Origin of the sequence: Solibacillus sp. FSL W8-0474 (assembly GCF_038004065.1) — a bacterium.
Lineage (GTDB): Bacteria > Bacillota > Bacilli > Bacillales_A > Planococcaceae > Solibacillus > Solibacillus faecavium.
Window position 1 is genome coordinate 720248 of record NZ_JBBOQJ010000001.1, and the last position, 26475, is coordinate 746722.

Here is a 26475-nt window from a genome sequence, read left to right on the forward strand (position 1 = left end):
TTCCGCTACAGATATTAGGCTAATTAAATCCTCGCACACTAAAAAACACAGCATTCGGAAATGAATTGAAATTCCGAATGCTGTGTATGATAGTTAATTTCTATTGTGGTACACGGGCTGTCCAGCGGGAAAGATCCATCCCTTTAACAGTAACCAATTCTTTAGGAAAAATAAATGTCCAAGGCTTTGTCGTATTTGGCTGTACAGATAAGACAGGATCTAATTTGAATGAGCCTTTTGCTACAACAACATTACGGGCATCCATAATTTCAAGTGGTAATTGTTCCAGATTAATCGCTTTTTCATGACCGTTACGGATAAAGATGGACGCATGTAAGCTGCCGTCGTTGTTCATCTTAGCTTGTAATCCTGTAAAGTTTACCTCAGTTTTACCTAATTTAGGTAAAGTTTTTACGATTTCTGCAAGCTTTTCTTGCTGATCTTGTGGTAATTGTTTTTTCCAAGTATCATCCAAGTCCAATTGGTGGCCACGTAATGATAATAAGTTAAATGAGATCTTCCAGCCTTCTTCAGGTACTTCGTCTGCTGTAATGGAAGAAGCAGGGAATGTGAAGATCCATGGACGTGCACTTTCTGCCGGGATTACGCCTAACTCTTTGAAGTCAAAGTAGTGTGAAGCTAAACGGTTGTCGTCTTTATCTAAAATTAATAATTCAATATCGCCTAATTCGATTGCTTCGGATAATGAAGAACGGAAAAATGCTTTAACATTCCATGAGCCGTTAGACAAAGAAGGCTCAATATTAATTGCCGATAATGATAATTGATTTGGCTTTAAAGGTGCTAGATCATTCGCTAAGAAATTAAATACATATTTTTGTTCTTGCGGTACATCCCATTCAGGATGGAAAGATAATTTTGTAATAACATCACGATTTTCATCTTTTTTAGAAGCTTTACCAGACGTTTCTACGACTGATGATGAATCAACAGCACTATCTTTACCTACTTTGTCACCTTTTTTAAATAAATCGAATAAACCCATTCTGTTATTCCTCCACATTCATCGTAATATTTTTCATAAATGCAACAAGTTCTTCTACAATTGTACGACGAAGTTCTTGATAGTTTTTACCGAATAGTTCTAGCCCTTCGCGTTGGTAAATTCTCATAGGGTCTTCTTGTTGGTAATGACGTAAGCCAATACCTTCTTTTAAATGCGCCATTTGCTCTAAATGTTTCACCCACATTTGATCGATGAAGCTCAACATAACTTGTGGAATAACGGCCATTATTTGTTCGTTTTCCTCAAAGCTTTCGATTACAGCCTTTAACTGTTTTACAGGAGGATCCATTGCATCAAGTAAATTTTTCACTTTTGTTTCATCGCGATTTACTATGACAGGTTCAATAAATAGAGAGTTTACTGTTTTCTCCATTTTATCGAAATCCCATTCAATAACATCCTTATCTTCAGGGGCATTTTCACGAACTGCAAAGTCCACTGTTTCATACATCATCCGAATAAGTAAAGGAATAATATCTTCATTCTTTAATACTTTATCGCGTAAATCATAGACAATTCGACGCTGATCATTAATAACATCATCCAGCTTTAAGTTGTATTCACGCATAGAGAAATGTGCACCTTCAACGATACGCTGTGTACGTTCGATCAGCTCTGTTACTTCTTTATTCTGCACGATACCAATATCAGTAGTAGTCATTTTTTTGCGGAATTTTTCTACATCATCTTTTGCGAAACGCTTGAACATATCGTCTTCAATGGATAGGATGAATTGAGTTTCTCCTAAATCGCCTTGACGACCAGAACGTCCGCGTAATTGGTTATCAACACGACGGCTTTCGTGCTTTTCTGTTCCGATAACAAACAGACCGCCAAGCTCTTCAACGCCATCTCCTAATACGATATCCGTACCACGACCGGCCATGTTAGTAGCTACGGTAATACGGCTTTTTTGCCCCGCCTCTGAGATTAATTCAACCTCTTGCTCGACTGTTTTCGCATTTAATAATTGGAAATCCAACCCATATTTCTTTAAGTAACTTGCCACTTTTTCGGATTGTAGAATAGAAGTTGTTCCAATTAATACCGGTTGACCTTTTTCATGGCGGCGTAATGCTTCCTGGGCCACATATTCATATTTTTGCTCAATCTTTTCGAATACGAGATCGGGCTGGTCAACACGGCGGCGAGGGCGATTCGTAGGAATTTGAATAACACGCATACCGTAAACTTCTAAAATCTCTTTCTCTTGCGTTTTCGCAGTACCAGTCATCCCTGATAATTTCGGGTACATGCGGAAGTAGTTTTGAATTGTAACTTGTGCTTGTGCTTTGTTTTCTTCGGTGATCGTTACGCCTTCTTTTGCTTCGATTGCTTGGTGTAAACCGTCTGAAAGTGAACGACCTTCCATGATACGACCTGTGAACATATCCACCAGCTCAATTTTGTCGTCACGTACGATGTAATCAACATCAAGCTCAAACATAACGTGCGCACGAACTGCCTGAATAACGTAATGGTACAAAGTTTGATGATCTAAGTCATACAAATTGTCGATCCCGAATGCAGCTTCCACTTTTTCAATACCTTGATCCGTTAAAGAAGTTGCTTTCGTTTCATCGTCAAAATCATAATCTTCTTCAGGTTTGAAACGTTTTGCCAACATAGCAGCAATGCGATGCAATTCTTCATTAGCTCCCATTTTACCTGCAATAATCAACGGTGTTTTCGCTTCGTCGATTAAAACAGAGTCGACTTCATCAATAATAGCGAAGTGGTATGGACGCTGAACTTTGTCGCCAATAGTGTGAGCCATGTTATCACGTAAGTAATCGAAACCGAATTCAGTCCCGACACCATATGTAATATCCGCGTTATATGCTTCCTTTTTATCTGCCGGTTCCATCATCGGTACGTTCAGACCAACTGTTAACCCAAGGAAACGGTGAATTTGTCCGATTAATTCGAAGTCACGTTTTGCTAAGTAATCATTTACTGTAATAACGTGAACCCCTTTGCCTTCCAATGCACGTACGTAAGAAGGGAGTGAGGCAACTAATGTTTTACCTTCGCCTGTTGGCATTTCGGCAATATTACCTTCTGTTAATACAAGACCACCGATCAGCTGAACATCGAAATGGCGCATGTTTAATACACGTTTGGAAGCTTCACGGACAACAGCAAATGCATCAGGGATAATGTCAACAAGCTGTTCACCGTTTTCTAAACGTTCTTTAAATGTAAATGTCATATTTTGAAGCTCGTCGTCTGACATTGGACTATATATAGCTTCGAGTTTATTAATTTGCTCTACAGTTTTGTAGTATTTTTTTAGCTCTCGAGCACTAGTTTGCTCTTTACTGCGTTTGAAAATTGAGAACATTATTTTACTCTCCTTTAAAATTGGCTACTTTAAAATAGTAGACACTCAATTATTTTATCAAATTTTGCTTAAAATGACTACCAAGCAAAAGGGGATTCATAGGAATTAGAGAAATAATATGGAAAATTATACGATAAAGAGTAATGTCTTTTTAATAATGATCTATTTTTATACAAAATATTTGTTATATAAAAGGCTCATTACCATACATAGGTTTGTTTTTTTATAAACAAAATAAGGGAAGACTTTTCCTTTATTTGAATGATGAAGCTCATTTTTAGGGAAAATAAGGGAACATTTTACCGTTATTTTAAATAAAAACATGAAATTTCATGTCTTTTAGGTCAATAACGGAAATCATTTCCCTTATTTTCATCATTTTTTAAGTAATTTTAAAAATAACGGAAATTCATTCCGCTATTTATCTCATTCCGTAAATCAATCTATAAAAGCTTTGAAGCCACGCCGCTCGTAAAGCCTTCAACGGGATTTCTCCGTAGCACAATTAAATAGAAAATCTTATTTTTCATTTTTGTCATCCCTAACTTATGGTAAAGAATTATATAAAATATATTTATGAAAATTATGTAAAATAAACAAAAATATAGTGGAGCGAAATATATCTATATTTTATGAAGTAATCATGCTATACTAATCATGAAAAATAATGTAGAGTTTTTACTGAATTTTAAACGCTACGATTAATCGTATTGTTTTGACCCTACAAAAATTAAGGAGGAGAGACATGATTTACGTGTCTTTAATCGTAGCTTTTATTGCTGCAATTATACTAACTCCGCTTGTGAAGCGATTGGCTTTTCGCCTTGGAGCTGTAGATGCCCCAAACTATCGTAAAGTGCATGCGCGCATTATGCCGAGACTTGGTGGCTTAGCAATTTTTGGTGCGTTTATGATTGGAATTTTACTTTTAAAATTTGTTACGGACTTTCAAAGTAATTACTTATATGCGATCTTAATTGCTGCGACAATTATTGTGATTACAGGTATTGTGGATGATATGCGAGAGATTTCCGCAAAGGCTAAATTGCTTGGTCAAATTATTGCAGCTTGTATCGTTGTATTTGTTGGTGGCATTCAAATTGAAAATATTAACTTACCATTTGGTGGAGAACTTGAATTTGGTTGGTTAGGTATTCCGTTTACTATTATTTGGATTGTCGGGATTACGAATGCAATTAATTTAATCGATGGATTAGATGGACTTGCTGCAGGTGTATCGACCATTGCCTTAATTACATTGGCGGTTATGGCAATGATTATGGGGAATGGTATCGTAATTGCAATGGCAGCCATTTTAGCTGCAGCGACAATCGGTTTTCTGTTTTTCAATTTTCATCCTGCTAAAATTTTCATGGGGGATACCGGGGCACTGTTTTTAGGATTTATGATTTCTGTGCTGGCTCTTTTAGGATTTAAAAATGTAGCAGTTATTTCATTCGTTATTCCTGTTATTATGCTAGGTGTTCCAATTTCTGATACATTCTTTGCCATTGTACGTCGTTTACGTAATGGTAAAAAGTGGTCAGACCCGGATAAATCGCATTTACATCACCGTTTATTGGATGTAGGTTTCTCTCATTCTCAAACAGTAATGATTATTTATGCGATGGCAGCTATGTTTGGTCTCGCAGCCGTAATTTTCTCAATGGCAAAAGTATGGGGCGCGATTTTACTGATTGCTGTTATTTTAGTGGCAATTGAAATATTTGTAGAAATTATCGGTCTTGCCGGCAAAAACTACAAACCGTTGCTCAACCTGGTACGAATATTTAATAAATGAAAAGATCGAAACAAGTAAATGGCTTCTTGCTGTTTACTTGTTTTTTATTTGGGGAATAGTTCACTTTGTGGCATTGCTATAAAAAAACCAACCTCCGAATGAACGGAGATTGGCTGATTATTGTGTATCTGTATTTGATTTTGTTGTATATGCAGAATTCGTTTCAGAGCTGGTACCTGATATATTAGTAGATTCAGGGTTTACTCCTAGATGACTTTGCAAAATATGGCTTACTTCGGTCAGTGCTTCTTCGTCTAACTTGTAGTAGTATACACCAGTTGACATATCGTCATATCCTTCTAACGTTAATGTATCGATACGAGGCATACCGTTTGTTAAGTAGCTGAAGAAAGATTTCATTTCAGTAAATGTCATGTCTGTTTTCATATTATTGCCAACTGCTGAAATGACATCATCATATTTCGTAATTGATGTAAATGATGAAGCTTTTGTAGCGATTGCTTTAATGATTTCCTGCTGGCGTTTTCCACGTTCGATATCATTATCCTGTTTACGTGTTCGGGCTAGTGCAAGTGCTTCTCGACCACCTAAAGTCTGTAAACCTGGTTGTAAGTTTACCGTATTCCGGTCAAATTCATCTTTTTCAAGCATTGCATATGGTACTTCTGCTTCAATACCGCCCAATGCATCAACAATGTCGATAAAGGCATTAAAGTTTAAACGTACATAATAGTCAATTGGAATATCGAATAATTCTTCTACCGTTTCAATAGAAGCGAGTGTACCACCACGAGCATGGGCATGGTTGATTTTATCCTTACCTCCAATGTGCGGAATGTATACGTAGGAATCACGTGGAATACTAACTAACTTAACTGTTTTAGTTTTATTGTTTAAAGTGGCAAGCAAAAGTGCATCTGTGCGAGAGCTATCAGCGCCTTGACCACGCTTTTCACTATCGTCGACACCCAAGATTAAAATAGAAACATTGTCTTGTGCCGGCTCGACTTTTACTTCGCGATTTTCTGAAATTTTCCGGTCTTCTATCACTTCATATGCGTTATCTGCAGCATGTTCAGCCTGTTTTGTTAAATAAACAGCGTAGGCGCTTGCACATATTGCAAGAGATAAGGTAAGGAGCATCGTAACTTTGAAAAACAATTTGATTTTCGACGAGCCCTTCTTTTTATTTTGCCTTGTTTTCATAAATATTCTCCTCTAGGTTAGGGATAGGTTACTATATTAGAACGAGTATTATAAGTGTTTTCAATCTAATCTAATATACTACAATCTACTTTTGTCGTAAAGTAACGAATATTCTTTACCAGCAGCATCGTTACTCTTTAGAAAACTCAATAAACAGTGCGTCCTCATTTGTTATTGTAGCCTGACCGTTCGTCAATTCCGTTATCCAATCGGTAAAAATCTGTTCTTCCTCTTTTAGAACGTGCACACAAACTTCAACATTTTCTGCATAGAGTATGTCTTGTAACATATAGTGCGAACTACGAATCTCATTTTCTATTTTCCCCAAAAATACATAATCAATCCCAATTTTCATCAAATAATGCAATTTACGCTCGACAACTTGGGCAGCGGCTATCCCTTCAGTTGTAGCTTTACCATAGGCGCGGATTAAGCCGCCTCCACCAAGTTTTATGCCACCGAAATAGCGGGTTACGACAACAACCGTATCTTTTAAACCTTGTTTTTTTAAAACTTCTAACATAGGAACGCCTGCAGTACCACTTGGTTCCCCATCATCATTCGCTTTTTGAATTTGATCATGCTCACCCACCATATAGCAAGAACAGTTATGAGTAGCTCCGGCATGCATTTTTTTAATTTTTTCTATAAAAAGCAGAGCTTCCTCTTCCGTCTCTGCACGATTGACATATGTCAAAAACCGTGATTTTGATATAATTATTTCCGATTCTCCGTAACCTTTTACGGTTAAATAGTTATTTCTCATTATATATTCTCCTTATTTTACCATAGGTGTCTTGAATTTGTGGTCATAATTTAACTTAAAAAATATTTGAATAATGCTATAATATGTATGTACTATAATAGTAGTAAATATAATAAAAAGATAGAGCAGTTCGCATTCTTGGGAAGTAAGGTGGGGGAAAAGTGCTTGAAAATAATCAAATAGATGTTGCCTCGCTGGATGTAATATTTAATCGCATGTTAGAAACTATTACAAATTCCAAAGATGATATATTTATAATAAGTGAACAAAGTCGAAGAAGCTTCGAAGATATGCAACAAGAATTAGAAATTGTTCGTCAAGAAATAAAGATTATCATCGATGAGAGTGATAACTTAGAAAGAAAGTTGCAATTATCTAGACAACGGTTAGTTGTTGTGAGCAGAAATTTTAATGAACATTCCGAACAACAAATTCGTGAGGCTTATGAAAATACAAGCAAGCTCCAACTAGAAGTTACCATTTGCCGTGAGCGTGAAAAACAACTAAGAGATAAGCGAGACGATTTAGAAAGACGATTGCGTACACTTTATGATACGATTGAAAGAGCGGACCATATTGTCAACCAAGTAAATGTTGTTATTAATTTTTTGACAACCGATCTGAAAAACGTAGGGGCAGCGCTGGAGCAAGCAAAAATAAAGCAAGACTTTGGTATCCGAATAATTGCTGCTCAAGAAGAAGAACGAAAGCGTTTGTCTCGTGAAATTCATGATGGGCCAGCGCAAATGATGGCAAATGTACTCATGCGCTCGAATCTGATTGACCGTACATACCGAGAAAAGGGAGTAGAGGCTGCATTAAACGAAATTAATGATTTAAAAGTCAGTGTTCGTAATGCATTATCTGAAGTACGGCGCATTATTTATGATTTACGTCCAATGGCACTTGATGATTTAGGGATTGGCCCGACACTAAAAAAGTACTTATCTACACTGACGGAATACAATCCGACTACGGATATTCAATTCATCTCGTACAATAGTGAGCGCAGAATTCCTTCTAATTATGAGGTGGCAATTTTCCGTTTAGTGCAGGAAAGTGTAAATAATGCAATAAAACACGGAAAATCTACTCAGATTATTGTTAAAATTGAGTGGTTGGAAGCCGAAATAAATGTTGTCGTGAAAGATAACGGAGCCGGATTTGATACGGAAAATGTTCGACAGGGAGCATTTGGTATTATAGGAATGAAAGAAAGAATTGATTTATTAAAAGGCTCTATAAAAATTAGTAGTAATATTGGTAAAGGTTCTACCATTTTAATGAAAATTCCATTACCATCAAAAAATGAAGAGATATATTAAATAGTGTCCAGGGGGTTTTTTTATGACGAAAATTATTATTGTTGATGACCATCAACTATTCCGTGAAGGGGTAAAACGAATTTTAGATTTTGAAGATACATTTGAGGTTGTTGCTGAAGGTGATGATGGAACAGATGTAGTAAATCTATATGAAAAAAATCAGCCTGATGTAGTATTAATGGATATTAATATGCCAGGTAAAAATGGCGTAGAAGCGACAGCTGACTTAATCGCAGAATACCCGGATGCAAAAGTAATGGTTCTATCTATTCACGACGACGAATCATACGTAACACATGCATTAAAATCAGGTGCTTTAGGCTACATGCTAAAAGAGATGGATGCAGATGAAATCGTGGAAGCGATTAAAGTCGTTTCAAATGGTGGTTCATACTTGCATCCAAAAGTAACAAAAAATCTGGTTGCGGAATTCCGCCGCTTATCTGAGCACGAAAATAAAGGGAATTTCCACCAAACAGAAATTCGCCGCCCATTCCACTTATTAACAAAGCGTGAATGTGAAGTACTTCAATTGCTTACAGATGGACAATCTAATCGTACAATTGGCGAGACGCTTTTCATCTCGGAAAAAACGGTTAAAAACCATGTATCAAGTATTTTACAAAAAATGAATGTAAATGACCGTACACAAGCCGTTGTAACAGCAATTAAAAATGGCTGGGTAGAGGTTCGATAATATTATGTAATAATAAAACAGAGAGCCAATTTGGTCAGGGCACTGAAAAACCTTCGTTTTTTTAGGACGGTTTCGTTTTTCAACACAAAAGAGGCATTTTTCATTCGATTTTGAATGAAAAATGCCTCTTTTCTTCGTCTCTTTTTATTCCTTTTCGCTCATTAGCTTCAGTATTCGTTTCAGATTGACCACAAAGATGGTTGTGGCTCCTTGAATTTCCATGCCAAATAACCCCGTCGATTTTGCTGTTTTAAAGCCGTGGGGATTCTTTAATTCATTATTTTTTGCTTCAATTTTATACCGATTTTTAGCGAGTGCTTTAAATTCCTCTGTTTCTTGGAACGCTGCTTGTTCTTGATGGGTAGTCGATTGAATTGTGACACTATATGTTTTACTTTTTGCACCTTCAGTATAACAGCCCTCTCGCATCGGACAAACTTTACATTTCTTAATATCGAAATAAAACGTTAAACTTTGATTCGTGCTTTTCTTACCTGTCCGTCTTCTGTTCAATGCCATGTGCCCTGCTGGACAAACAAACATCCCTGCATCTTTATTGAAATCAAATTCAAATTTTCGTTGTCCACGCCCATTAGTAATGAGGGGATGTAGCTTCGAAACTAACTGAAGTTTTTCTGATTTCATATACGCTAAATTATCTTTTCCTGAATAAGCTGTATCTCCAATAACCGTTTCAATTTCCATACCTGTTTCTCGACTTTTCTCGACTAATTCTTGAAGATAATGACCATCGCTTTTTTCACCTGTCGTCACAACCGCTGCTGTAATAATTCGTTCATCGCTCATCGCAATATGTGTTTTATAACCAAAGAAAGACGTATCTGCTGATTTATGACCAAGGCGTGCATCCGGATCATTTGAATAGCTTAGATGGGCTTCATAATCATCAATCACTTCTTTTAAAACATTTAATTTTTCTTTCACCGCCGGGATTTGTGCAATCTTTGACTGCGTTTCCACTACTTCAACTACTTGACGACAGTAATCTAATTCTTCTGTGACCTCATTTGACGTAGGCTTCTCAGGGAATTTTCCAACCATGTTTTCGTCGAGTTGATACACGGCTTTTCTCACATTTTTCGACTTTTCTTGTAAAAATTCTTTTGGCGATTTTTGATTATAACGAGCTTTTGTATGAGTTGCGTCAACGATAACCATTTTACTGAGTAGAAGTCCTTTTTCTAAGGCAATTTCAACGGTTTTCTGAATCAGTAAATCTAATAGATTCATATCTTGAAGACGAAGTCGACGGAATTTTGTCAGCGAACTTGAATCAATGACATCTTCTTCTGGGGTCATGTCTAAAAAATATTTAAAGGACATGTCGTATTTCGAACGCTCGACAAGGTCGGCATCCGACAGGTCGTGAATCGCTTTTAAGAGTAAATATTTAAACATGCGAATCGGTGGAATTGCGTTACGGCCATTATCTAAACAGTATTTTGACTGAAGTTCTTCTACGATAAATGAAAAATCCACGAGTTCATTGATTTGTCGAAGCATATTGTCTTTTGGAATGATTAAATCGTACAACGCCATATAAGGACTTAAATTCAATGTTTCTTGTTTAGAAATCATGGTCGCACCACCTTTTATTAGTCCTTCAATTATACAGGAAATTTGGGAGATTATACGAGGGGAAAACCCTTTTAGTGACGAGAGTAGTACCAGTTGATTGGAATGGAGGCGGCGACTTCTGCGGGAACAGCACGAGCGGAAGCACCCGGACTGAGCGGAGCGAGGGAGAAGGCTGGAGCCGTGCCCGCGAAACGCGTCCGCCGGAATGGAAATCAACGGCATCGAAGAAAAAGAGAGTACTGGAACGAATTTTCGTTCCTGTACTCTCTAACTTGTGGCTAAGGGACTTTTTCAGTGACCTCAATTTGGTAGCTCTGTTTTTTTTGCAATAATGTTTTGGTATGTTGCGTTAATAATGCTTATAGGTTTGCTAATTTTCCCAGCTATATTTAAAATCGAATATCCCCAATATAAGAAACATCTGTGAACAACTTTCGTCTATATGTGTTATAGATGCTTAAGAGAATGTTCGGGACATCGAATTTTAGCGCGGATAAAGAGAATATTTGTTAGTTTTCAATGAAATCCACATAAGAAAAACATCATCTTGTGCTATTTGGCACAAGATGTGTTTTTCTAATAATGTATGCTAAAATATTTTGCGGGAGGTTTGTAAAATTATGAAAAAGTGGTTAATAGCTGTCCTGTCGATATTTGTACTTGCAGCTTGTGGGGACGAAAAAGACGCATCACCGGAAAAATTACAAAAAACGATCGATGAAGGTACGGTTGGTTTTGAAATTTTAGGTGATTCAATTCAGGAAGCTACCGGAGTTCCTGAGGAAGAAAAAAAGAATATTATATCTGCTTTTGATGAATATATAAAAGCCTTTAATGAAAAAGATTTAGAACGTTATAAAAATATTATTTCAAAAAATGCTAAAGGCTTCAATTATGATGAAGATATCCAAGCCGTATCCGCAGTATTTAATCAGTATGATGTAAAGCGTACAGCAGAAGATATAACAATTGTAAATTACAATGAAGAAGAGGCACAGGTGTTTTCCAATTTAAAGACTGAAACAAAAGAAATAAAAACAGGTGCTGAGCTTTCTGGGGTTGGTCGTCAAGTGACTGTATTTATGAAAGAAGACGGTTGGAAAGTTTCGAGCATTTATTATATTGGCAGCGAATAATAAATTTAATATATACATGAAAAAACATCTTGGGAAAATGATCGCCGAGATGTTTTTTTCATATAACAAAAATGTGATGAAAGAGGGAAGTTCTCTACAGAAAAGGCATTTTTTCGTTCACAATTACATAGAGTTCATGTAAACTAGTGAACATAGGAGAGTGGGAGAGCAATGAAAACAGCAATTGTGACAGATAGTACAGCCTATTTAACACTTGAAGAACGAAAAACGTACAATATTCATATGATTCCATTGAGTGTGAATATTGAAGGAACATTTTATGATGAGGAAATTGATATTACAGCTTCCGAGTTTTATGACCGAGTGCGTGGTGCTAAGGAATTCCCTAAAACAACACAGCCATCAGTCGGAAAATTCGTCGAGCTTTTTGAAACAATAGGAAAAGAATATGATGAGATCGTAACAATCCATTTATCAAGCGGCATTAGCGGAACTTTCCAAGGCGCTGTACAAGCGAGCGGTATGGTGGAAGGAACTAACATTTACGCATTTGATTCGGAAGTTGCGGCATATTTGCAGGGGATGTACGTGAAGGAAGCTGCTAAACTAGCTTTGGAAGGTGCATCAGGGGAACAGATCATTGCCCACTTAAATGAATTGAAACATACGATGGATGAGTACATTATCGTCGATGATTTACAGCATCTGCAACGCGGCGGTCGACTATCGGCAGCAGCGGCATTAATTGGTGGCTTACTGCAAGTCAAACCAATATTAACATTTGAGAACAAAGTAATTGTCCCATTCGAAAAAATTCGCACACGCAAAAAAGCAATACGCCGTGTAGAAGAGCAATTAGCATCAGCGGTCGAAAAGTATGGTGCACTTCAAGCAGTAGTTATTCACGCCAACTGCGAAGATGAAGCTCGCGAATGGATGAGTTCACTAGCGGCTGCTTATCCAACAGTCGATTTCACGCTTAGCTATTTCGGTCCGGTTATCGGTACACACTTAGGAGAAGGCGCCATTGCAATGGGCTGGATTAAAAAGTAATGCAATTATGCAAAAACAGTCACTACTAACTTATTGGTAGAGTGGCTGTTTTTTTGTTGGGGGGGAATTGGGACGAGAATTAGAACCTGAGTCATGAAAAGTAGAAACTTTTGAGTCGAAAGTAGAACATGAACAAGGAAAAATAGAAACTGCAGGGTGAAAAGTAACCTAGGCATTAGATATTAGGAAACTTCATTTAGAAAGTGGAAGCTGATCTCATAGAAGTAGAAGCTTTTTGAGCGGAAAGTAGAACGTGAACAGTGGAAAGTAGAAACTGCGGGTGAAAAGTAACCTGGTCACTAGATATTAGAAAATATCATTTAGAAAGTGGAACCTGAGTCTAGAAAAGTAGAAGCTTTTGAGCAGAAAGTAGAACGTGAACAGTGGAAAGTAGAAACTTCGACGCGAAAGTAACCCTTGTATTTGATATTAGAACACTTCATTCGGAAAGTAGAAGCTGAGTCAAGAAAAGTAGAAACTTTTGAGTCGAAAGTAGAACGTGAACAGGGAAAAGTAGAAACTGCGGGGTGAAAAGTAACCCGGGTACTAGATATTAGAAAATTCATTCCCTACCAAAACTATCCATGAAGGAGCGAAAACTATGTCTTCAACAACTATATCTTCAATTAAAAAGCAATACCGATTATTCCGTCCCATCGCAACCTCCAATTCCATCGCCTCACACAACTCTCAAAAACATACCCGCTACTACGGCTTCATCCCCGAACCTGCTATCGAGAATTTCTTCACTGGCCGAATTTGGTCGCGTCGCAACACCCCATTTCCACAAGCTAAAATCGAAAACTATATCAGACGTGGATATTTTGAGATTACTCCTGCCGTAATTACAAATCCCAAACTAAAATGCAGGCGTTGTCTAAATGAACAACGGCAAAAATTTATTTCTTTTTACTGTGCTAAATGCCAGAAAACGTGTCATTATTGCCGGCATTGCATTACGATGGGTCGCATGTGTAGCTGTGATGAACTGATAATTTGGAAAAATGAGCAGCCCCGCTCTCGAAGTCAGAAGTCCCGAGTTGAATTTACTTGGACGGGAAAGCTTACTGCTCATCAACAAAAAGCGGCTGATGAACTCCTCACTAGCTTGAAGCAAAACCGCAACCATCTTATCCACGCGGTATGCGGCGCTGGAAAAACAGAGATCCTATTCTCTCCCATCTACGCATCACTTAAAGCAGGGAAAAGAGTTTGTGTAGCAACGCCCAGAACCGATGTAGTGCTCGAACTTTATCCCCGTTTTCAACAAGTCTTTCAAAATATTACGATTCATGCACTATATGGCGGGGCACAAAATGACACACAATTTGCGCAGCTAATTCTTGCAACGACCCATCAACTTTACCGGTTTGAAAATGCATTTGACGTGATGATTGTGGATGAAGCCGATGCATTTCCTTACACATATGATGAAGCATTGCAGCGTGCAGTAATGAAAGCGAAAAAAGCCGATGCACCAATCGCCTTCGTGACCGCAACCCCTTCTACAAAACTACTCATTCAGCAAAGAAATGAAAAATGGGGCTACTCCTTTATCGCACGAAGATTTCATGGGAATTTACTACCTGTTCCGCGTTATCAGGCATTATGGAATTATGAAAAAGCATTTCACAAACAAAAAATCCCTCAAAAGTTCAAAAACTGGTTAGAACAAAGGCTTCAAAATCATCAGCCATTCCTTATTTTTTTCCCCACGATTGAATTAATGGAACAAGCAACACCCCTGTTTCAGCAAATCGAACCTACAATTGAAAGTGTCCATTCCGAAGACCCTGATCGAAAAGAAAAAGTATTGCAATTGCGCAATGAAGAAAGGAAAGGCTTATTGACGACTACGATATTAGAGCGCGGTATTACGATAAAAAATGTACAAGTAGCAGTCGTTGGAGCTGAAAATCCTGTTTTTACCTCCAGTGCACTGATACAAATTAGCGGAAGAGTCGGACGGAATGTGCAGTACCCGACAGGTGATATTGTATTTTTCCATCACGGTATCACGATGGAAATGGATCAGGCGCGCAAGAAAATACTGGAGATGAATGACTATGAATAAACCTATCCAGCATTGCTTACTTTGTGAACGTGAGCTAAACCAAAGTTTTGGATGGAAAGAGCTTCTTAGAAATACATTACCCCAGACAATTTGCACCCGCTGTGAACAACGCTTTCAACGAATCGAACAGCAGCAAGAAGAAGGAGTCGTGTCTTTGTACCATTATAATGAAGCAATGAAAGATTACTTGCACCGCTATAAATTTCTGCATGATATTGTTCTTGCTCTTGTATTCAATCGAATTCTCCATGATCAGCTAAAAAATGAAAAAAGAGTCATTATCCCGATTCCAATGCATCCAGAGAATCTAAAAATAAGGACTTTTGCTCATATTGACGAATTATTGAAAGCAGCCAATATCCCCTTTTCCCATCATTTAGCAAAGCTTTCAACTGAGCAGCAAGCGTTAAAAACAAGAGAGCAGCGATTACAAACGCCGCAGCTATTTGAAGTAGTGAACGCACCAGCAATAAAAGATCAAAACTTACTCTTAGTAGACGATATTTATACGACAGGTACAACTTTAAACCATGCGAAAAAAGCGTTACTGCAAGCAGGCGCAAAAACGGTAGAAGGCTTGACACTCATTCATGGGTAAACATGGCTACCGTTAAAGAGTTTGAAAAGTTGTCAATCTAATTACCTATGGATTATGTATAATGAACTAAGAGAGATTGTACGAAAAAAGGAGGATGTATATGGCGGAATTACGTAATTGTCCTGTGTGCCAAGAGTTTTTTAATTATACGGGTTTGAGGGAAGTATGCCATAACTGTGCGCAAAAAGAAGAGGATGTGTACCAGGTTGTGTATCGTTTTTTACGTAAACGCGAGAATCGTGCAGCAAATGTCGAGCGTATCGTAGAAGCGACTGGTGTGGATCGGGATCTGTTATATAAATGGGTACGGAAAGGTCGACTGCATCCAGCGGTATTCCCGAGCTTAGGATATCCGTGTGATAACTGCGGACGATTAACATCAACAGGCAAGCTATGCGATAAGTGCCAAGGCGAATTAAAGTCAGAGCTACGTACATTTGAAGCAGCCAAAGAGTTTCGTGATGATATTAAGCGTCGAGATCATACCACATACCTTTCAGACAAAAAATAATTTCCCAAACGAAGTCGTTTTCATAGGACTTCGTTTTTATTTTTCATAAAATAGGCTTATAATTTTAATACATTCGTAGTGTTTTTTAGAATTAAACATAAACAATTCAATGAAGTAGTCGAAATAAAGAACAGACAATGCTTTTAATGAAAGGGAGGTCTTTAAAATGAAAATTAATCCAATTAATGTTCAGGCGATCAACACTTACAATAAGCAAGCCCGTCCTGTGAAAAATGCAGAGACTCCAAAAACATTTGCAGATCATATTGAAATATCATCAAAAGCAAAAGAAATGCAGGCATCTTCAACATATGCCAATGAACGTGAAGAGCGTGTGAAACAAATTAAAGAAGATATTAATTCAGGAAATTACAAAGTAGACGCGAAAAAGGTTGCAGAAGATATGCTGAAATTTTACCGCGGCTAATTAAAAAATTAGAAATAAGGAGCGCTTAAATACATGTCAATTGCCAATATCGTCGTCACGTTGGAGAAGCTAGAGAAAATGCATAAAAGTTTACTGGAGCTAGCGCTTGCGAAAACGGAGTACATTAAGCAAGGTGATATGGAAAAGCTTGATCAGCTCATAAAAAATGAACAGGCACATGTAGCGGCTATTAATACACTTGAACAACAGCGTCAGTCGATGGTAACGGATTACCTCAGAGCAAAAGGAATTGCTCTCGCTGACACTCCGTCTGTTGCTGATGTGATCAATGCTGCTGAAAACAGTGAATCAAAAGAAGCGTTAGTAAATGTACGCGAGCGTTTAGTCGCACTACTAAATCAACTGAAAATGCAAAACGAATTAAATCAAAAAATGGTACTTAATTCACTGCAATTTATTAATGTAACATTAGATGCGATGCGCCCACAGCGTACAGAGCAGTTTAATTATTCTGGTGCTGAAATACGCGGAAATGCAGAAATTACAAAACAATCGTTCAATGAATTTAAAGCCTAATCGCATGTAAGCTTCCGCATGCAGCGGGAGCGATACATGCGTTTTTTATGGGAAGAATATCAGATGATTTGATATAAATGGTGCATCCATCTAGGAGCATATTTGATACAAACACACTTAAAAGGGAGGTCCTACAATGCGTTCAACATTTATGGGACTTGAGGCAAGTAAGCGTGGTCTATACACGCAACAATCAGCACTTTATACAACAGGACATAATATTTCAAATGCCAATACACAGGGCTATTCGCGCCAACGTGTGAATATGGAAACAACACCAGGGTTTCCAGGGTCAGGCTTAAATACAGGGAAAACAGCGGGGCATATAGGAACAGGGGTACAGGCGCATTCTGTGCAACGTATTCGGGATAGCTTTGTCGATCAGCAATACAGACAGGAATCGCATAAACTTGGTTACTGGCAGGCAAGATCGCATTCTATCGGTCAATTGGAAGATGTATTGAATGAACCTTCCGACTATGGCCTAGCACAATCAATGAATGAATTATGGAACTCCCTGCAGGATTTAAATGTCCGTCCGGAAAACGGAGGAACTCGTGCGGTTGTTGTACAGCGCGGGATTGCAGTGGCGGATTCGTTCCAATACATGTATAACTCGATAAAGAAAATTCAGGATAATGCGGGTGCAGAACTTGGCATTCAATTAAGAGATGCAAACTCAATTTTAAAGCAAATTGGCGATTTAAATGCGCAAATCCAAGCGGTAGAACCAAATGGCTTTATGCCGAATGATTTATATGATGCACGTGATAATTTAATAGATGAGCTGGCGAATCACTTCCCGATTGAAGTAAAGCGTTCTGAAAAAGGGTCAGGAGGGAATTCTTTAGCGATTGCTGAAGGACCGGTTACTGTGAGCCTTCTATTAAAAGATGGAACTAAACTTAAACTTGTAGACGGCAGAGATTTCGCACAGTTCCGTACAAATGGAGCCACTGATAATGTCACTCCCAATGGCAATATGACAGGGATATCTATTGTGAAATTGGACAGTGACGGGAAAGATACGGAACTTCCGGATGGATGGTCTCCGCCGCCAATAGGTACTACTGTTAATATCAACAATTTAAGTGATATCGGTAAATTCAAGTCATTAGTAAATTCTTATGGTTATACAAATAATAATGGTGAAACAACAGGGCTCTTCCCGGAAATGATTGACAAACTTAACAAGATGGCAGAAGCCTTTGCCAATAAATTCAATGAAATTCACAAAAGCGGAACGGATTTAGAGGGCAAACAAGGAGTAGACTTCTTTGTACAAAAAGGTACGCAGGATGCAACTGGTATTACTGCAGCAAATATCTATGTATCCGAAACAATTATAAAAGACCCGAACAAAATAGCGGCTTCTGGTTCACCGGAAGTCATTGATCCAGCAACAGGGCTTCCTGATCCAACTAAGGCAGAAGCGGGTAACGGAAAAAATGCCCTGCTGCTTGCTAACATGAAGTTTAAAACATTAGGTGCTCTTGACAATCTAAGTGTCCAAACATACTTCGAAGGCTTAATCGGACAGCTCGGTGTTGATGGTCAGCAGGCAGCTCGTCTTGAATTTAATGCAGCAACATTACAGCAGGCGGTAAAAGAACGCCGTGATTCGGTAAGCTCAGTATCTATTGATGAAGAGATGACAAATATGATTACATTTCAGCAGGCATACAATGCCAATGCCCGTATGATTACGGTAATCGATGAAACGCTCGATAAAATTATAAACGGCATGGGTCGCGCCGGATTATAGGAGGTAAATGAAAATGCGTGTAACTCAATCAATGCTTTCAAACAATATGCTGCGTAATTTATCTAACAGTTATTCAGCAATGGGAAAACTTCAAGAACAAGTAAATACCGGCAAAAAGGTGAACCGTCCGTCCGATGATCCTGTAACAGCGATGAAAGGTATTAACTACCGTGCCGAGCTGAACAATGTCGAGCAATTTTCAAGAAATATCGGTGAAGCACATAACTGGCTAGATACGACAGACGACACATTTGATAAAATTGGTTCAACTATTCAGCGGGCAAATGAGCTGATGGTACAGGCATCATCAGATACTAATACTGCAGATGACCGTAAAAAAATCGACAGCGAGCTCCAGCAATTGAGAGCGCATGTGCAAAACCTGGCGAACACAAAAATCGGCGACCGCTATATTTTCAGTGGGACAAAAACAACGACGCCACCGTTTAATGGAACAACTTATGAAAATGATGCAGCTATGGAGAACTCAATTGAAATTGAAGTATTCAGTGGCATTAAGTTACCGATTAATAGTACACCAATTAAAATGTTCAAAGAATTTGATGAAATGTTCGAAGATATTAGTGCGGCTATTCAAGGAAATGCTACAGGTGCTGAATTGGCTAAACATCTTACTACCATTGATAAAAACATGAACAAGCTCCTTGAAACAAGAGCAGGAATTGGAGCACTGCAAAATCGTGTAGAATTAATGGACACACGACTCCAGTCACAGGAAGTCATCGCAACTAAGCGCATGTCGGAAAATGAAGACATCGACTATGAAAAAACGATTACGCAAATGATTACACAGGAATCGATTCATCGTGCTGCATTATCTGTAGGTGCACGAATTATTCAACCAACATTAACAGATTTTTTAAGATAATGAAAAAGCGTTTGGACACATTGTGCCAAGCGCTTTCTTTAAAGGGAGGGACAACATGAATATCCCGCAAATTCAATTGCAGACAACAAGAGGACAAATCGGATTGACAACACAAAGACCTGTCCAACAAATTGAGCAGCCAAAAGCCGATTTGGATCTTCAGCAGCCGAAAGCCGAAATGTCGATCCGCACAACGAAGTCGGAGCTATCGATTGATTCGGTCAAAATGCGCGAAAGTCTCGATTTAAAAAGCTCGCGCAGTCGTACAGCTGAAGTTGCCCAGTACAGTAAACAAACAGCAATGGAAGGTCTAGCAAGAAGAGCACAAGAAGGCAGCGAACTTATGAAAATCGAAAACGGCGGCAATCCGCTTGCAGAACAAGCAAAAAGAACAGGAAGACAACCGTACTCAAGTTTAGGAATTAAATTTATCCCCCAGGCGGATAGTGTCAATATAAATTTCACACCCGGTTCGGTCGATATTCAGGTGGAACCGCAAAAGGTGATTAACAATACGAAAACAAACAAGCCAATCCATACCTACACACCAGGTAAAATAAATGTGGAAATGCAACAGTACCCGTCATTGAAAATTGATTGGCTTATTTAAAGGAGAATAAGATGAAAATTACAACTGCCTATATGGGCGAAGTCGAAATCAAATTGTCCCAGATCATTCAATTCGAGCATGGTTTGCCTGGCTTTGAAGATGAAAAGGAATTTGTACAGCTGCCAATTTCAGAGGAAAGTGCATACCAAGTACTGCAGTCCGTAAAAACAGCAGCCCTAGCATTTATTATTACACCCCCGTACGCAACAATTTCGGATTACAGCTTTGAATTGGATGAAGCCGTTATTCGGGCACTGGATATAAAAAGTGATAATGAAGTCGCTGTATTTGTGATAGTTTCATTAAAAGATACACTTGAGAATTCTACAGTGAACTTAAAAGCACCGATTGTTTTAAACATCGAAAACCAAAAAGCGAAGCAAATTATTTTAGATGAAGATTACGCAATTCGTCATCGTTTAGCAACAGAAAAAAAGGAGGGATGAACACATGCTCGTATTAACACGAAAAGTAGGCGAAACAATCTGGATTGATGAAGAGATTGAAATCGTCATTACGGAAGTTAAAGGTGATCAAGTGAAAGTAGGAATCCGGGCACCACGGCATGTGGACATCATCCGGGGAGAGCTGAGGAAGGATATTTCCGATTCGAATACAGAGGCTGTAGTGATGGATTTATCCCTGTTTGATAAGTTGAAATAAAAAAAGCAAAAAAAAGATTAAAAAACTATTAAACAAAAATAAGTTCATCCGATATTAATAGTGTCAGTAAGAGAAGCAAGACCGGCCGGCTAACTTCTCTTCTACATATAACATCATGTGCCCACAAGGACGTGGGTCAAACATTCCAGGGAGGAAATTATAATGAGAATCAATCACAATATCGCAGCACTTAACACACATCGTCAATTGAACAGTGCAACAAATGCACAATCAAAAAACATGGAGAAATTATCTTCAGGTTTAAAAATTAACCGTGCAGGAGATGACGCGGCAGGCCTAGCAATCTCTGAAAAAATGCGTGGGCAAATCCGCGGATTAGATATGGCTTCTAAAAATGCACAAGATGGTATTTCAATGATTCAAACAGCTGAAGGTGCACTTAACGAAGTACATTCTATTCTTCAACGTCAACGTGAATTGGCAGTTCAATCAGCGAATGATACGAATGTTGAAGCAGACCGCACAGCTCTTAAAGATGAATTTGATCAACTTTCGTCTGAAATCGAGCGTATTATGGAAAATTCAACTTTCAATACGAAAAAATTACTAGATGGTTCAGATGCTGGTAACGGTAAAATCCATGTTGGCGCTGATGCTACTCAAGTGATCGAAATCGATTTTACAACTGCAGGTGTTGACCTAACAGCTGCTCACACAGCTGTAGCTGCTTTAGATATATCAACACAAACTGGTGCAGATGATGCTATTACTGCGGTGCAAACTCAAATTGAATCAGTGTCTTCAGGTCGTTCTTATCTTGGAGCATTACAAAATCGTTTAGAGCACACTGTTAATAACTTATCAAATGCTTCTGAAAACTTAACAGCTGCTGAGTCTCGTGTTCGTGACGTTGATATGGCGAAAGAGATGATGGAGCAAACGAAAAACTCGATCCTTTCTCAAGCAGCACAAGCAATGTTGGCGCAAGCAAACCAACAACCACAGGGAGTATTGCAGTTACTAAGATAATCAAGATATAAAAAGTAATAGGTTAATGTTAATAGACTCCGGGATTCCCCTGGGGTCTTTTTTAATACTTTTAAATTATTTTTAGAATAAAGGAGTCTGAATATGAAGAAGTCATTAAATAAAAAAATTCTAATTTTATTTATGTTTATTTTAATGCTATTTACTCCATCAATGGTTAATGCCATAGATGTAGAAATTCCTGATATTACGCCTGATTTAGAACCTCCTAAAATGCATAATATAAGCGCACTAAACCAAAAGTTGTCTCCGACGACACCAGTTAAAATTACAGCGGAAATTACGGATGAACTTTCTGGAGTGAAAAGTGCAATAATTTATTATAAAAAACCAAGTGGAACTACACGGTCTTTCTATTTTGTCTTTAACGCAAACACCAAGCTATATGAAGCAACAATTTCTGTAGGAAGAATCGATGAGCCAGGTGTGTGGAGCGTATCATCTGTTTATTTGAATGACCAGAAGGATAACAGTATTTCTATTGGACAATCACTTTATGATTTTTCAAGCTTAGATTTAGAAGTTAGTGGTGTTAATGAACAATCCGATAAAGAATCACCTATATTGCATAACATTTCAGTTGTTTCGCAACAGGGGGAACCTGGGCAAAATATAAAAATTACTGCCGATGTAACAGATAATGAATCTGGAGTTAGTAGTGTAATTGTTTATTACAAAAAGCCGAGTGGTAGACAATTTAGTATCTCATTATATAAGAATGCTTCTACGGGCCAATATGAGGGCTCTAAAGTGATTAATCAGTATGAGGAACTCGGTGAATGGAAAATCGACTATATTTATTTGATAGACAATGTTTCGAATAGCGTTAGCATAAAATCCTATAAAGATGTTGACAATATTCAAAGAGACTTTGAACATTGTACAATAGAAATAAATGGAACTACACCTGATTTACAAGCACCTACTCTTGAGGATTTAACCATTGAACTGAAGCAAATGTCATCTGCCTTAGCTCACGTTATCCTGACGGCAAAAATTACCGACGAATTATCCGGTGTTTCATCTGCTTCGGTGAATTATCGTAAACCAAGTGGAAAAACATTCAATTCAACGTTCTCACGAAACGGAGACACTTTAACAGCAATTGTTCCTATTGATAAATACGAAGAGTTAGGAAAATGGGAGTTGAAATATATTTCAGCTAAAGATAATATGGACAACTCTATGACAATTCAAGATAGAAATGAAGAAAAGTTTTTTAATGGTTTTGATATCAATGTAAATGGAAAAATTACAATTTCTCCAGGTTTCCCTTTCAGTATTGATTTAGGCATTAAAACAATATCACTGCTGTCAGGTGAGAGTTACCAATTACAACCTTATCTTAATTATACAGATAAAAAAAGGGAAGATATTACAACAAATAAATTAACAAGATATACAAGTTCTAATACGGAATTGGTTCAAATAAATAATTCTGGATTAATTACAATTCCAGCAGGAGCTGATTCAGGTTATGCCATTATCGGTGTTTCATACGGTAATATCGTGAAGAATGTAACCGTTAAAGTGAATGAAGGGTCAAAAAATGCGTATTTGAGTATTACACCATTGACTACATCGTTATCTGCTGGACAGCAGGAACAAATTCAAGTTTACGAAATAAAAAATGGCATTTCAAAAGATATAACAAATTCCAATAGTGGTATTAAATACACAAGTCTTGAACCATCAATTGCTTCAATTGGAGCTAACGGTAATATACAAATAGCTCAAGGAGTAGAAAAAGGTACAGCAATTATAAAGGTGATTTATGGTAATCTGTCAGGTGAAGTAAAGATTAGTATCACAAAACCCTCAGTACAGCGCCTTTTAATTTCACCATCAGAGGAAAACCTTTCATTAATAAATAATAAATTGCAATTAATTGTTAAGGCGTTTATGACGGATGGTACAACTAAAGATGTAACAAATGCTAGCCAAGGTACAATTTATAAATCAACTAACTCGGCCATTGCTCAGGTAAACCCTGATGGTCTTGTATTTATCCCACCAAATGCTAAAAGTGGTGAAGTATCAATAATTGCTACCAATAGTAATTTAACAGTGAAAACCCTTCTAAAAGTCGAAGGGAAACCAGAATTAGTTAATTTAAATCTAGAATCTATACCAAAGGAAATGAATATCGGAGCGGATCAACTCCTTAAAATTCAAGCTGAGTGGTCTGATGGTACGAAAACTGAGTTAAATCCAAAAGATATTTTAGTTGTAAGCTCTAGACCAGACAGGGTTGCAATAACTCCTGAGGGGAAAATTAAGGCTATTAGTAATGGTACTACTAATATTACAATTACATTTGAAGGTAAGGTTTTCACCACTACTACGAAGGTATTGCCTCCACCTATAATTGTAGATTTTTATTTGGAAAATCCATTGAATGAACAGTTGAAAATAGGTGAGGAAAGTAAAATTCCTCAATTAAAAGCAAAGTGGTCGAATGGAGAAATAAGTGAAGTTGACATAAAAGATGTTACTTTTAGTAGTTCAAGGGCTGACCGGGTTATAGTTTCAGAAACTGGACTTGTGACAGCACTTGCTAGTGGTAGTAGTGTGATCGATATAAAATATTTAGGGAAAATAATTAAAATAACTATTAAAGTAGAAGCAGCTCCAACCATTTCACGAATCTTTCTTGAAACTGCTTTTCCATCGCAATTGAAGATTGATGAGGAAATTATTATAGGCGATGTCAAAGCGATATGGTCTAATGGAGAGGAAACAGTGATAGATAAAAATCTGCTGAAATTTAGTAGTAGTCGTTCAGATAGAATCTCAATAACAGAGGCTGGAAAATTAAAAGGATTATCTCCAGGATCTAGTAATATTAATATTACCTATGAAGGTAAAACAATTAGTTTTTCTGTGAAATGTGAATCTGGACCAACTCTATTAAGTATTTCTTTAGAAACACCACTCCCAGCGACTATGAAAGTTGGAGAGGAAAAAGTAATTGGTAGTGTAATTGCAAAATGGTCCAATGGGGATGAATCAGTCATCCCAAGTGAGAAAATTCAGATCACCAGTAGCCGTTCCGATAGAATTTTAATATCGGCTGAAGGCAATCTTCAAGCATTGATACCTGGTTCAAGCAATATTGAAATTATGTATGAAGGAAAGCTCTTGAAATCTGCTGTTAAAGTTGAAAGTGGTCCAACTATTATCAATATTAGCTTAGTAGATGGACCTCCGTTATCTCTAAAAGTTGGTGAAACAATACTAATTGGACCAGTTAAGGCAAAGTGGTCTAATGGCGATGAAAGTATTATTGAAAATTCAGAACTTACTATAACAAGTAGCCGACCCGACCGAATCAATGTAACGGAAACAGGTAATTTAGAAGCTTTAATTCCTGGAAGTAGTAATATTGATATAAACTATGCAGGAAGGAATATTAGGTTAAGTATTAAATCGGTAGCAAAATAGTAAAAATAAAAAAATAAATTTAACAAAAATAAAATGATTTGGTACCTGTAGTTATGGCATTTGTATAGAATGTGCTAATTACAGGTTTTTTTATTTAGAATTTCTAGAAAAGTGGCATATGGTTCGAAAACTTAGTACAACTGAATCGCAAATTTTTGATGTAGACATTGCTAAAGTAACAATGAATGTAGCTAAGCAAAACATCCTATTCTAAGCGATGCAGGCAAAATTAGCACAGGCGACAAAAGCACCGTAAACTGTTATAGATTTGCTTAAATTGGAATGTTTTTATAAAAGTGAGGCGACAACAAATTTAGGCACTTAAACATATAATCGTATATTACTAGTTTGTTAGTATATGAATCGTTCCTCCTAGTATTAATATAAAAATGCAGCCCCTAAAATCAGTTAATCCAGACTTTAGGGGCTGCATGCAATATAAGTTAATAGATGATTAAGTAGAGACTGAAACGCATTAATTCAATTTAAAGCGATTAACAACTTCTTGTAACTCTTGTGAAATCTCATTCATATTATTGATAGGTTCTAATACTTTTTCTAACTCTGCTTGTTGATCTATAGCGGAGGCATTTACCTCTTCCGCAGAGGCTGCTGGCTGTGGTTTCTTCTGAAATAGCTGAAATATTTTGAAGTGCCATCGTTGCCTGATTTTTATCTTCTACCATATGCGTAATTTTAGAGAGCAGGTCTGTTATTAAAGTTGCAATAGAAACGGAAAGCTCACTATTTTCCTTGAAGGCAGACTCGGTGCTTTTTACCGATTCATTTTGCGCTTGTATTAATTCTACATTCAGGGCGATCACGGATACGATTTGTTTAGAGTTCTCTAATATACTATCCACGGTGGTCTTAATAACGTCAGTTTCTGCTCTTGACTGTTCGGCCAATTTCCTAACTACCTCAGCTACAACCGCAAAACCTTTACCATGTTCTCCAACGCGAGCAGCTTCAATACTTGCATTAAGTGCAAGTAAATTTGTTTGCTCTGTCATCCCTTGTATGGACGTAATGATTTTATGGATATTGGATATTTGCAATGTTAGATGCTAGTG

General features: G+C 37.5%; 22 protein-coding genes and 1 pseudogene. 17 read left to right on the forward strand and 6 right to left on the reverse strand.

Going from position 1 to position 26475, the window contains the following annotated elements; genetic code table 11:
- Nucleotides 1–100: 100 nt before the first annotated feature.
- Nucleotides 101–1006, reverse strand: a complete 906-nt coding sequence (locus NYE67_RS03515) for an accessory Sec system S-layer assembly protein (RefSeq protein ID WP_340729201.1) — start codon at nucleotides 1004–1006, stop codon at nucleotides 101–103.
- A gap of 4 nt (nucleotides 1007–1010) precedes the next feature.
- The gene (secA2, locus tag NYE67_RS03520; protein WP_340729202.1) at nucleotides 1011–3371 is read right to left on the reverse strand and encodes an accessory Sec system translocase SecA2; all 2361 of its coding nucleotides are present in this window, start codon (nucleotides 3369–3371) and stop codon (nucleotides 1011–1013) included.
- A gap of 745 nt (nucleotides 3372–4116) precedes the next feature.
- Between secA2 and NYE67_RS03525 the strand changes: the two genes are divergently transcribed.
- A complete protein-coding gene (locus NYE67_RS03525) occupies nucleotides 4117–5172 on the forward strand; it encodes a glycosyltransferase family 4 protein (protein WP_191698690.1) in 1056 nt (351 codons plus the stop codon).
- A gap of 117 nt (nucleotides 5173–5289) precedes the next feature.
- On the opposite strand, the gene NYE67_RS03530 is transcribed toward NYE67_RS03525, so the two are convergent.
- Nucleotides 5290–6339, reverse strand: coding sequence for an LCP family protein (locus tag NYE67_RS03530; RefSeq protein ID WP_340729203.1), 1050 nt, complete (start codon nucleotides 6337–6339; stop codon nucleotides 5290–5292).
- 130 nt (nucleotides 6340–6469) lie between these two features.
- Nucleotides 6470–7105 (reverse strand): YigZ family protein, encoded by a 636-nt coding sequence (locus NYE67_RS03535; protein ID WP_191698688.1) that lies wholly within the window; start codon nucleotides 7103–7105, stop codon nucleotides 6470–6472.
- Between the two features lie 161 nt (nucleotides 7106–7266).
- Between NYE67_RS03535 and NYE67_RS03540 the strand changes: the two genes are divergently transcribed.
- Together NYE67_RS03540 and NYE67_RS03545 are read left to right on the forward strand one after the other, a co-directional pair.
- The gene (locus NYE67_RS03540; RefSeq protein WP_340729204.1) at nucleotides 7267–8430 is read left to right on the forward strand and encodes a sensor histidine kinase; all 1164 of its coding nucleotides are present in this window, start codon (nucleotides 7267–7269) and stop codon (nucleotides 8428–8430) included.
- Nucleotides 8431–8452: 22 nt separating this feature from the next.
- Complete coding sequence (locus NYE67_RS03545) at nucleotides 8453–9127, forward strand: response regulator transcription factor (RefSeq protein ID WP_340727021.1); 675 nt, start codon at nucleotides 8453–8455, stop codon at nucleotides 9125–9127.
- Nucleotides 9128–9271: 144 nt separating this feature from the next.
- On the opposite strand, the gene NYE67_RS03550 is transcribed toward NYE67_RS03545, so the two are convergent.
- Nucleotides 9272–10726 carry an IS1182 family transposase gene (locus tag NYE67_RS03550; protein WP_340729205.1) on the reverse strand — a complete coding sequence of 485 codons (1455 nt, stop codon included), beginning with the start codon at nucleotides 10724–10726 and terminating at the stop codon, nucleotides 9272–9274.
- 620 nt (nucleotides 10727–11346) lie between these two features.
- Between NYE67_RS03550 and NYE67_RS03555 the strand changes: the two genes are divergently transcribed.
- The 14 genes from NYE67_RS03555 to NYE67_RS03620 all read left to right on the forward strand — a co-directional run bounded on the left by NYE67_RS03555 (nucleotide 11347) and on the right by NYE67_RS03620 (nucleotide 25402).
- Nucleotides 11347–11862 (forward strand): nuclear transport factor 2 family protein, encoded by a 516-nt coding sequence (locus NYE67_RS03555; protein ID WP_340727022.1) that lies wholly within the window; start codon nucleotides 11347–11349, stop codon nucleotides 11860–11862.
- 171 nt (nucleotides 11863–12033) lie between these two features.
- Complete coding sequence (locus NYE67_RS03560) at nucleotides 12034–12876, forward strand: DegV family protein (RefSeq protein ID WP_340727023.1); 843 nt, start codon at nucleotides 12034–12036, stop codon at nucleotides 12874–12876.
- Between the two features lie 601 nt (nucleotides 12877–13477).
- On the forward strand, nucleotides 13478–14950 hold the full coding sequence (locus NYE67_RS03565) for a DEAD/DEAH box helicase (protein ID WP_340729206.1): 1473 nt from the start codon (nucleotides 13478–13480) through the stop codon (nucleotides 14948–14950).
- Nucleotides 14943–15548, forward strand: coding sequence for a ComF family protein (locus NYE67_RS03570; protein ID WP_340729207.1), 606 nt, complete (start codon nucleotides 14943–14945; stop codon nucleotides 15546–15548). The genes NYE67_RS03565 and NYE67_RS03570 overlap by 8 nt, the downstream gene beginning before the upstream one ends.
- Nucleotides 15549–15648: 100 nt before the next feature.
- The gene (locus NYE67_RS03575) at nucleotides 15649–16059 is read left to right on the forward strand and encodes a TIGR03826 family flagellar region protein (RefSeq protein WP_340729208.1); all 411 of its coding nucleotides are present in this window, start codon (nucleotides 15649–15651) and stop codon (nucleotides 16057–16059) included.
- Nucleotides 16060–16225: 166 nt separating this feature from the next.
- Nucleotides 16226–16486, forward strand: a complete 261-nt coding sequence (flgM, locus tag NYE67_RS03580) for a flagellar biosynthesis anti-sigma factor FlgM (RefSeq protein ID WP_340729209.1) — start codon at nucleotides 16226–16228, stop codon at nucleotides 16484–16486.
- Nucleotides 16487–16519: 33 nt separating this feature from the next.
- Nucleotides 16520–17023 carry a flagellar protein FlgN gene (locus tag NYE67_RS03585; protein ID WP_340729210.1) on the forward strand — a complete coding sequence of 168 codons (504 nt, stop codon included), beginning with the start codon at nucleotides 16520–16522 and terminating at the stop codon, nucleotides 17021–17023.
- A 136-nt stretch (nucleotides 17024–17159) separates the two neighbouring features.
- Complete coding sequence (gene flgK / locus NYE67_RS03590; RefSeq protein ID WP_340729211.1) at nucleotides 17160–18788, forward strand: flagellar hook-associated protein FlgK; 1629 nt, start codon at nucleotides 17160–17162, stop codon at nucleotides 18786–18788.
- A gap of 13 nt (nucleotides 18789–18801) precedes the next feature.
- Nucleotides 18802–19677 carry a flagellar hook-associated protein FlgL gene (flgL, locus tag NYE67_RS03595; protein ID WP_340729212.1) on the forward strand — a complete coding sequence of 292 codons (876 nt, stop codon included), beginning with the start codon at nucleotides 18802–18804 and terminating at the stop codon, nucleotides 19675–19677.
- A 55-nt stretch (nucleotides 19678–19732) separates the two neighbouring features.
- Nucleotides 19733–20287 carry a DUF6470 family protein gene (locus NYE67_RS03600; RefSeq protein ID WP_340729213.1) on the forward strand — a complete coding sequence of 185 codons (555 nt, stop codon included), beginning with the start codon at nucleotides 19733–19735 and terminating at the stop codon, nucleotides 20285–20287.
- Nucleotides 20288–20298: 11 nt separating this feature from the next.
- Entirely contained in the window at nucleotides 20299–20733 is a 435-nt protein-coding gene (gene fliW / locus NYE67_RS03605; protein WP_340729214.1) for a flagellar assembly protein FliW, read from the forward strand.
- 4 nt (nucleotides 20734–20737) lie between these two features.
- On the forward strand, nucleotides 20738–20950 hold the full coding sequence (csrA, locus tag NYE67_RS03610) for a carbon storage regulator CsrA (protein ID WP_340729215.1): 213 nt from the start codon (nucleotides 20738–20740) through the stop codon (nucleotides 20948–20950).
- A gap of 162 nt (nucleotides 20951–21112) precedes the next feature.
- A complete protein-coding gene (locus tag NYE67_RS03615) occupies nucleotides 21113–21940 on the forward strand; it encodes a flagellin N-terminal helical domain-containing protein (RefSeq protein WP_340729216.1) in 828 nt (275 codons plus the stop codon).
- 102 nt (nucleotides 21941–22042) lie between these two features.
- A complete protein-coding gene (locus NYE67_RS03620; RefSeq protein ID WP_340729217.1) occupies nucleotides 22043–25402 on the forward strand; it encodes an Ig-like domain-containing protein in 3360 nt (1119 codons plus the stop codon).
- 533 nt (nucleotides 25403–25935) lie between these two features.
- Here NYE67_RS03620 and NYE67_RS03625 read toward each other — a convergent pair.
- Nucleotides 25936–26409: pseudogene (locus tag NYE67_RS03625) on the reverse strand (methyl-accepting chemotaxis protein); the annotation flags it as partial.
- Between the last annotated feature and the right edge of the window lie 66 nt (nucleotides 26410–26475).

Bases quoted from the DNA above. Each gene is read 5' to 3' on its own strand.
- NYE67_RS03545 (WP_340727021.1), top strand. From the start codon at position 8,453: ATGACGAAAATTATTATTGTTGATGACCATCAACTATTCCGTGAAGGG.
- NYE67_RS03525 (WP_191698690.1), top strand. From the start codon at position 4,117: ATGATTTACGTGTCTTTAATCGTAGCTTTTATTGCTGCAATTATACTA.
- flgK (WP_340729211.1), top strand. From the start codon at position 17,160: ATGCGTTCAACATTTATGGGACTTGAGGCAAGTAAGCGTGGTCTATAC.
- NYE67_RS03555 (WP_340727022.1), top strand. From the start codon at position 11,347: ATGAAAAAGTGGTTAATAGCTGTCCTGTCGATATTTGTACTTGCAGCT.
- flgM (WP_340729209.1), top strand. From the start codon at position 16,226: ATGAAAATTAATCCAATTAATGTTCAGGCGATCAACACTTACAATAAG.
- NYE67_RS03515 (WP_340729201.1), bottom strand. From the start codon at position 1,006: ATGGGTTTATTCGATTTATTTAAAAAAGGTGACAAAGTAGGTAAAGAT.
- NYE67_RS03585 (WP_340729210.1), top strand. From the start codon at position 16,520: ATGTCAATTGCCAATATCGTCGTCACGTTGGAGAAGCTAGAGAAAATG.
- NYE67_RS03530 (WP_340729203.1), bottom strand. From the start codon at position 6,339: ATGAAAACAAGGCAAAATAAAAAGAAGGGCTCGTCGAAAATCAAATTG.
- NYE67_RS03620 (WP_340729217.1), top strand. From the start codon at position 22,043: ATGAAGAAGTCATTAAATAAAAAAATTCTAATTTTATTTATGTTTATT.
- NYE67_RS03575 (WP_340729208.1), top strand. From the start codon at position 15,649: ATGGCGGAATTACGTAATTGTCCTGTGTGCCAAGAGTTTTTTAATTAT.
- NYE67_RS03600 (WP_340729213.1), top strand. From the start codon at position 19,733: ATGAATATCCCGCAAATTCAATTGCAGACAACAAGAGGACAAATCGGA.
- NYE67_RS03560 (WP_340727023.1), top strand. From the start codon at position 12,034: ATGAAAACAGCAATTGTGACAGATAGTACAGCCTATTTAACACTTGAA.
- NYE67_RS03550 (WP_340729205.1), bottom strand. From the start codon at position 10,726: ATGATTTCTAAACAAGAAACATTGAATTTAAGTCCTTATATGGCGTTG.
- NYE67_RS03565 (WP_340729206.1), top strand. From the start codon at position 13,478: ATGTCTTCAACAACTATATCTTCAATTAAAAAGCAATACCGATTATTC.
- flgL (WP_340729212.1), top strand. From the start codon at position 18,802: ATGCGTGTAACTCAATCAATGCTTTCAAACAATATGCTGCGTAATTTA.
- NYE67_RS03535 (WP_191698688.1), bottom strand. From the start codon at position 7,105: ATGAGAAATAACTATTTAACCGTAAAAGGTTACGGAGAATCGGAAATA.
- csrA (WP_340729215.1), top strand. From the start codon at position 20,738: ATGCTCGTATTAACACGAAAAGTAGGCGAAACAATCTGGATTGATGAA.
- NYE67_RS03615 (WP_340729216.1), top strand. From the start codon at position 21,113: ATGAGAATCAATCACAATATCGCAGCACTTAACACACATCGTCAATTG.
- fliW (WP_340729214.1), top strand. From the start codon at position 20,299: ATGAAAATTACAACTGCCTATATGGGCGAAGTCGAAATCAAATTGTCC.
- secA2 (WP_340729202.1), bottom strand. From the start codon at position 3,371: ATGTTCTCAATTTTCAAACGCAGTAAAGAGCAAACTAGTGCTCGAGAG.
- NYE67_RS03570 (WP_340729207.1), top strand. From the start codon at position 14,943: ATGAATAAACCTATCCAGCATTGCTTACTTTGTGAACGTGAGCTAAAC.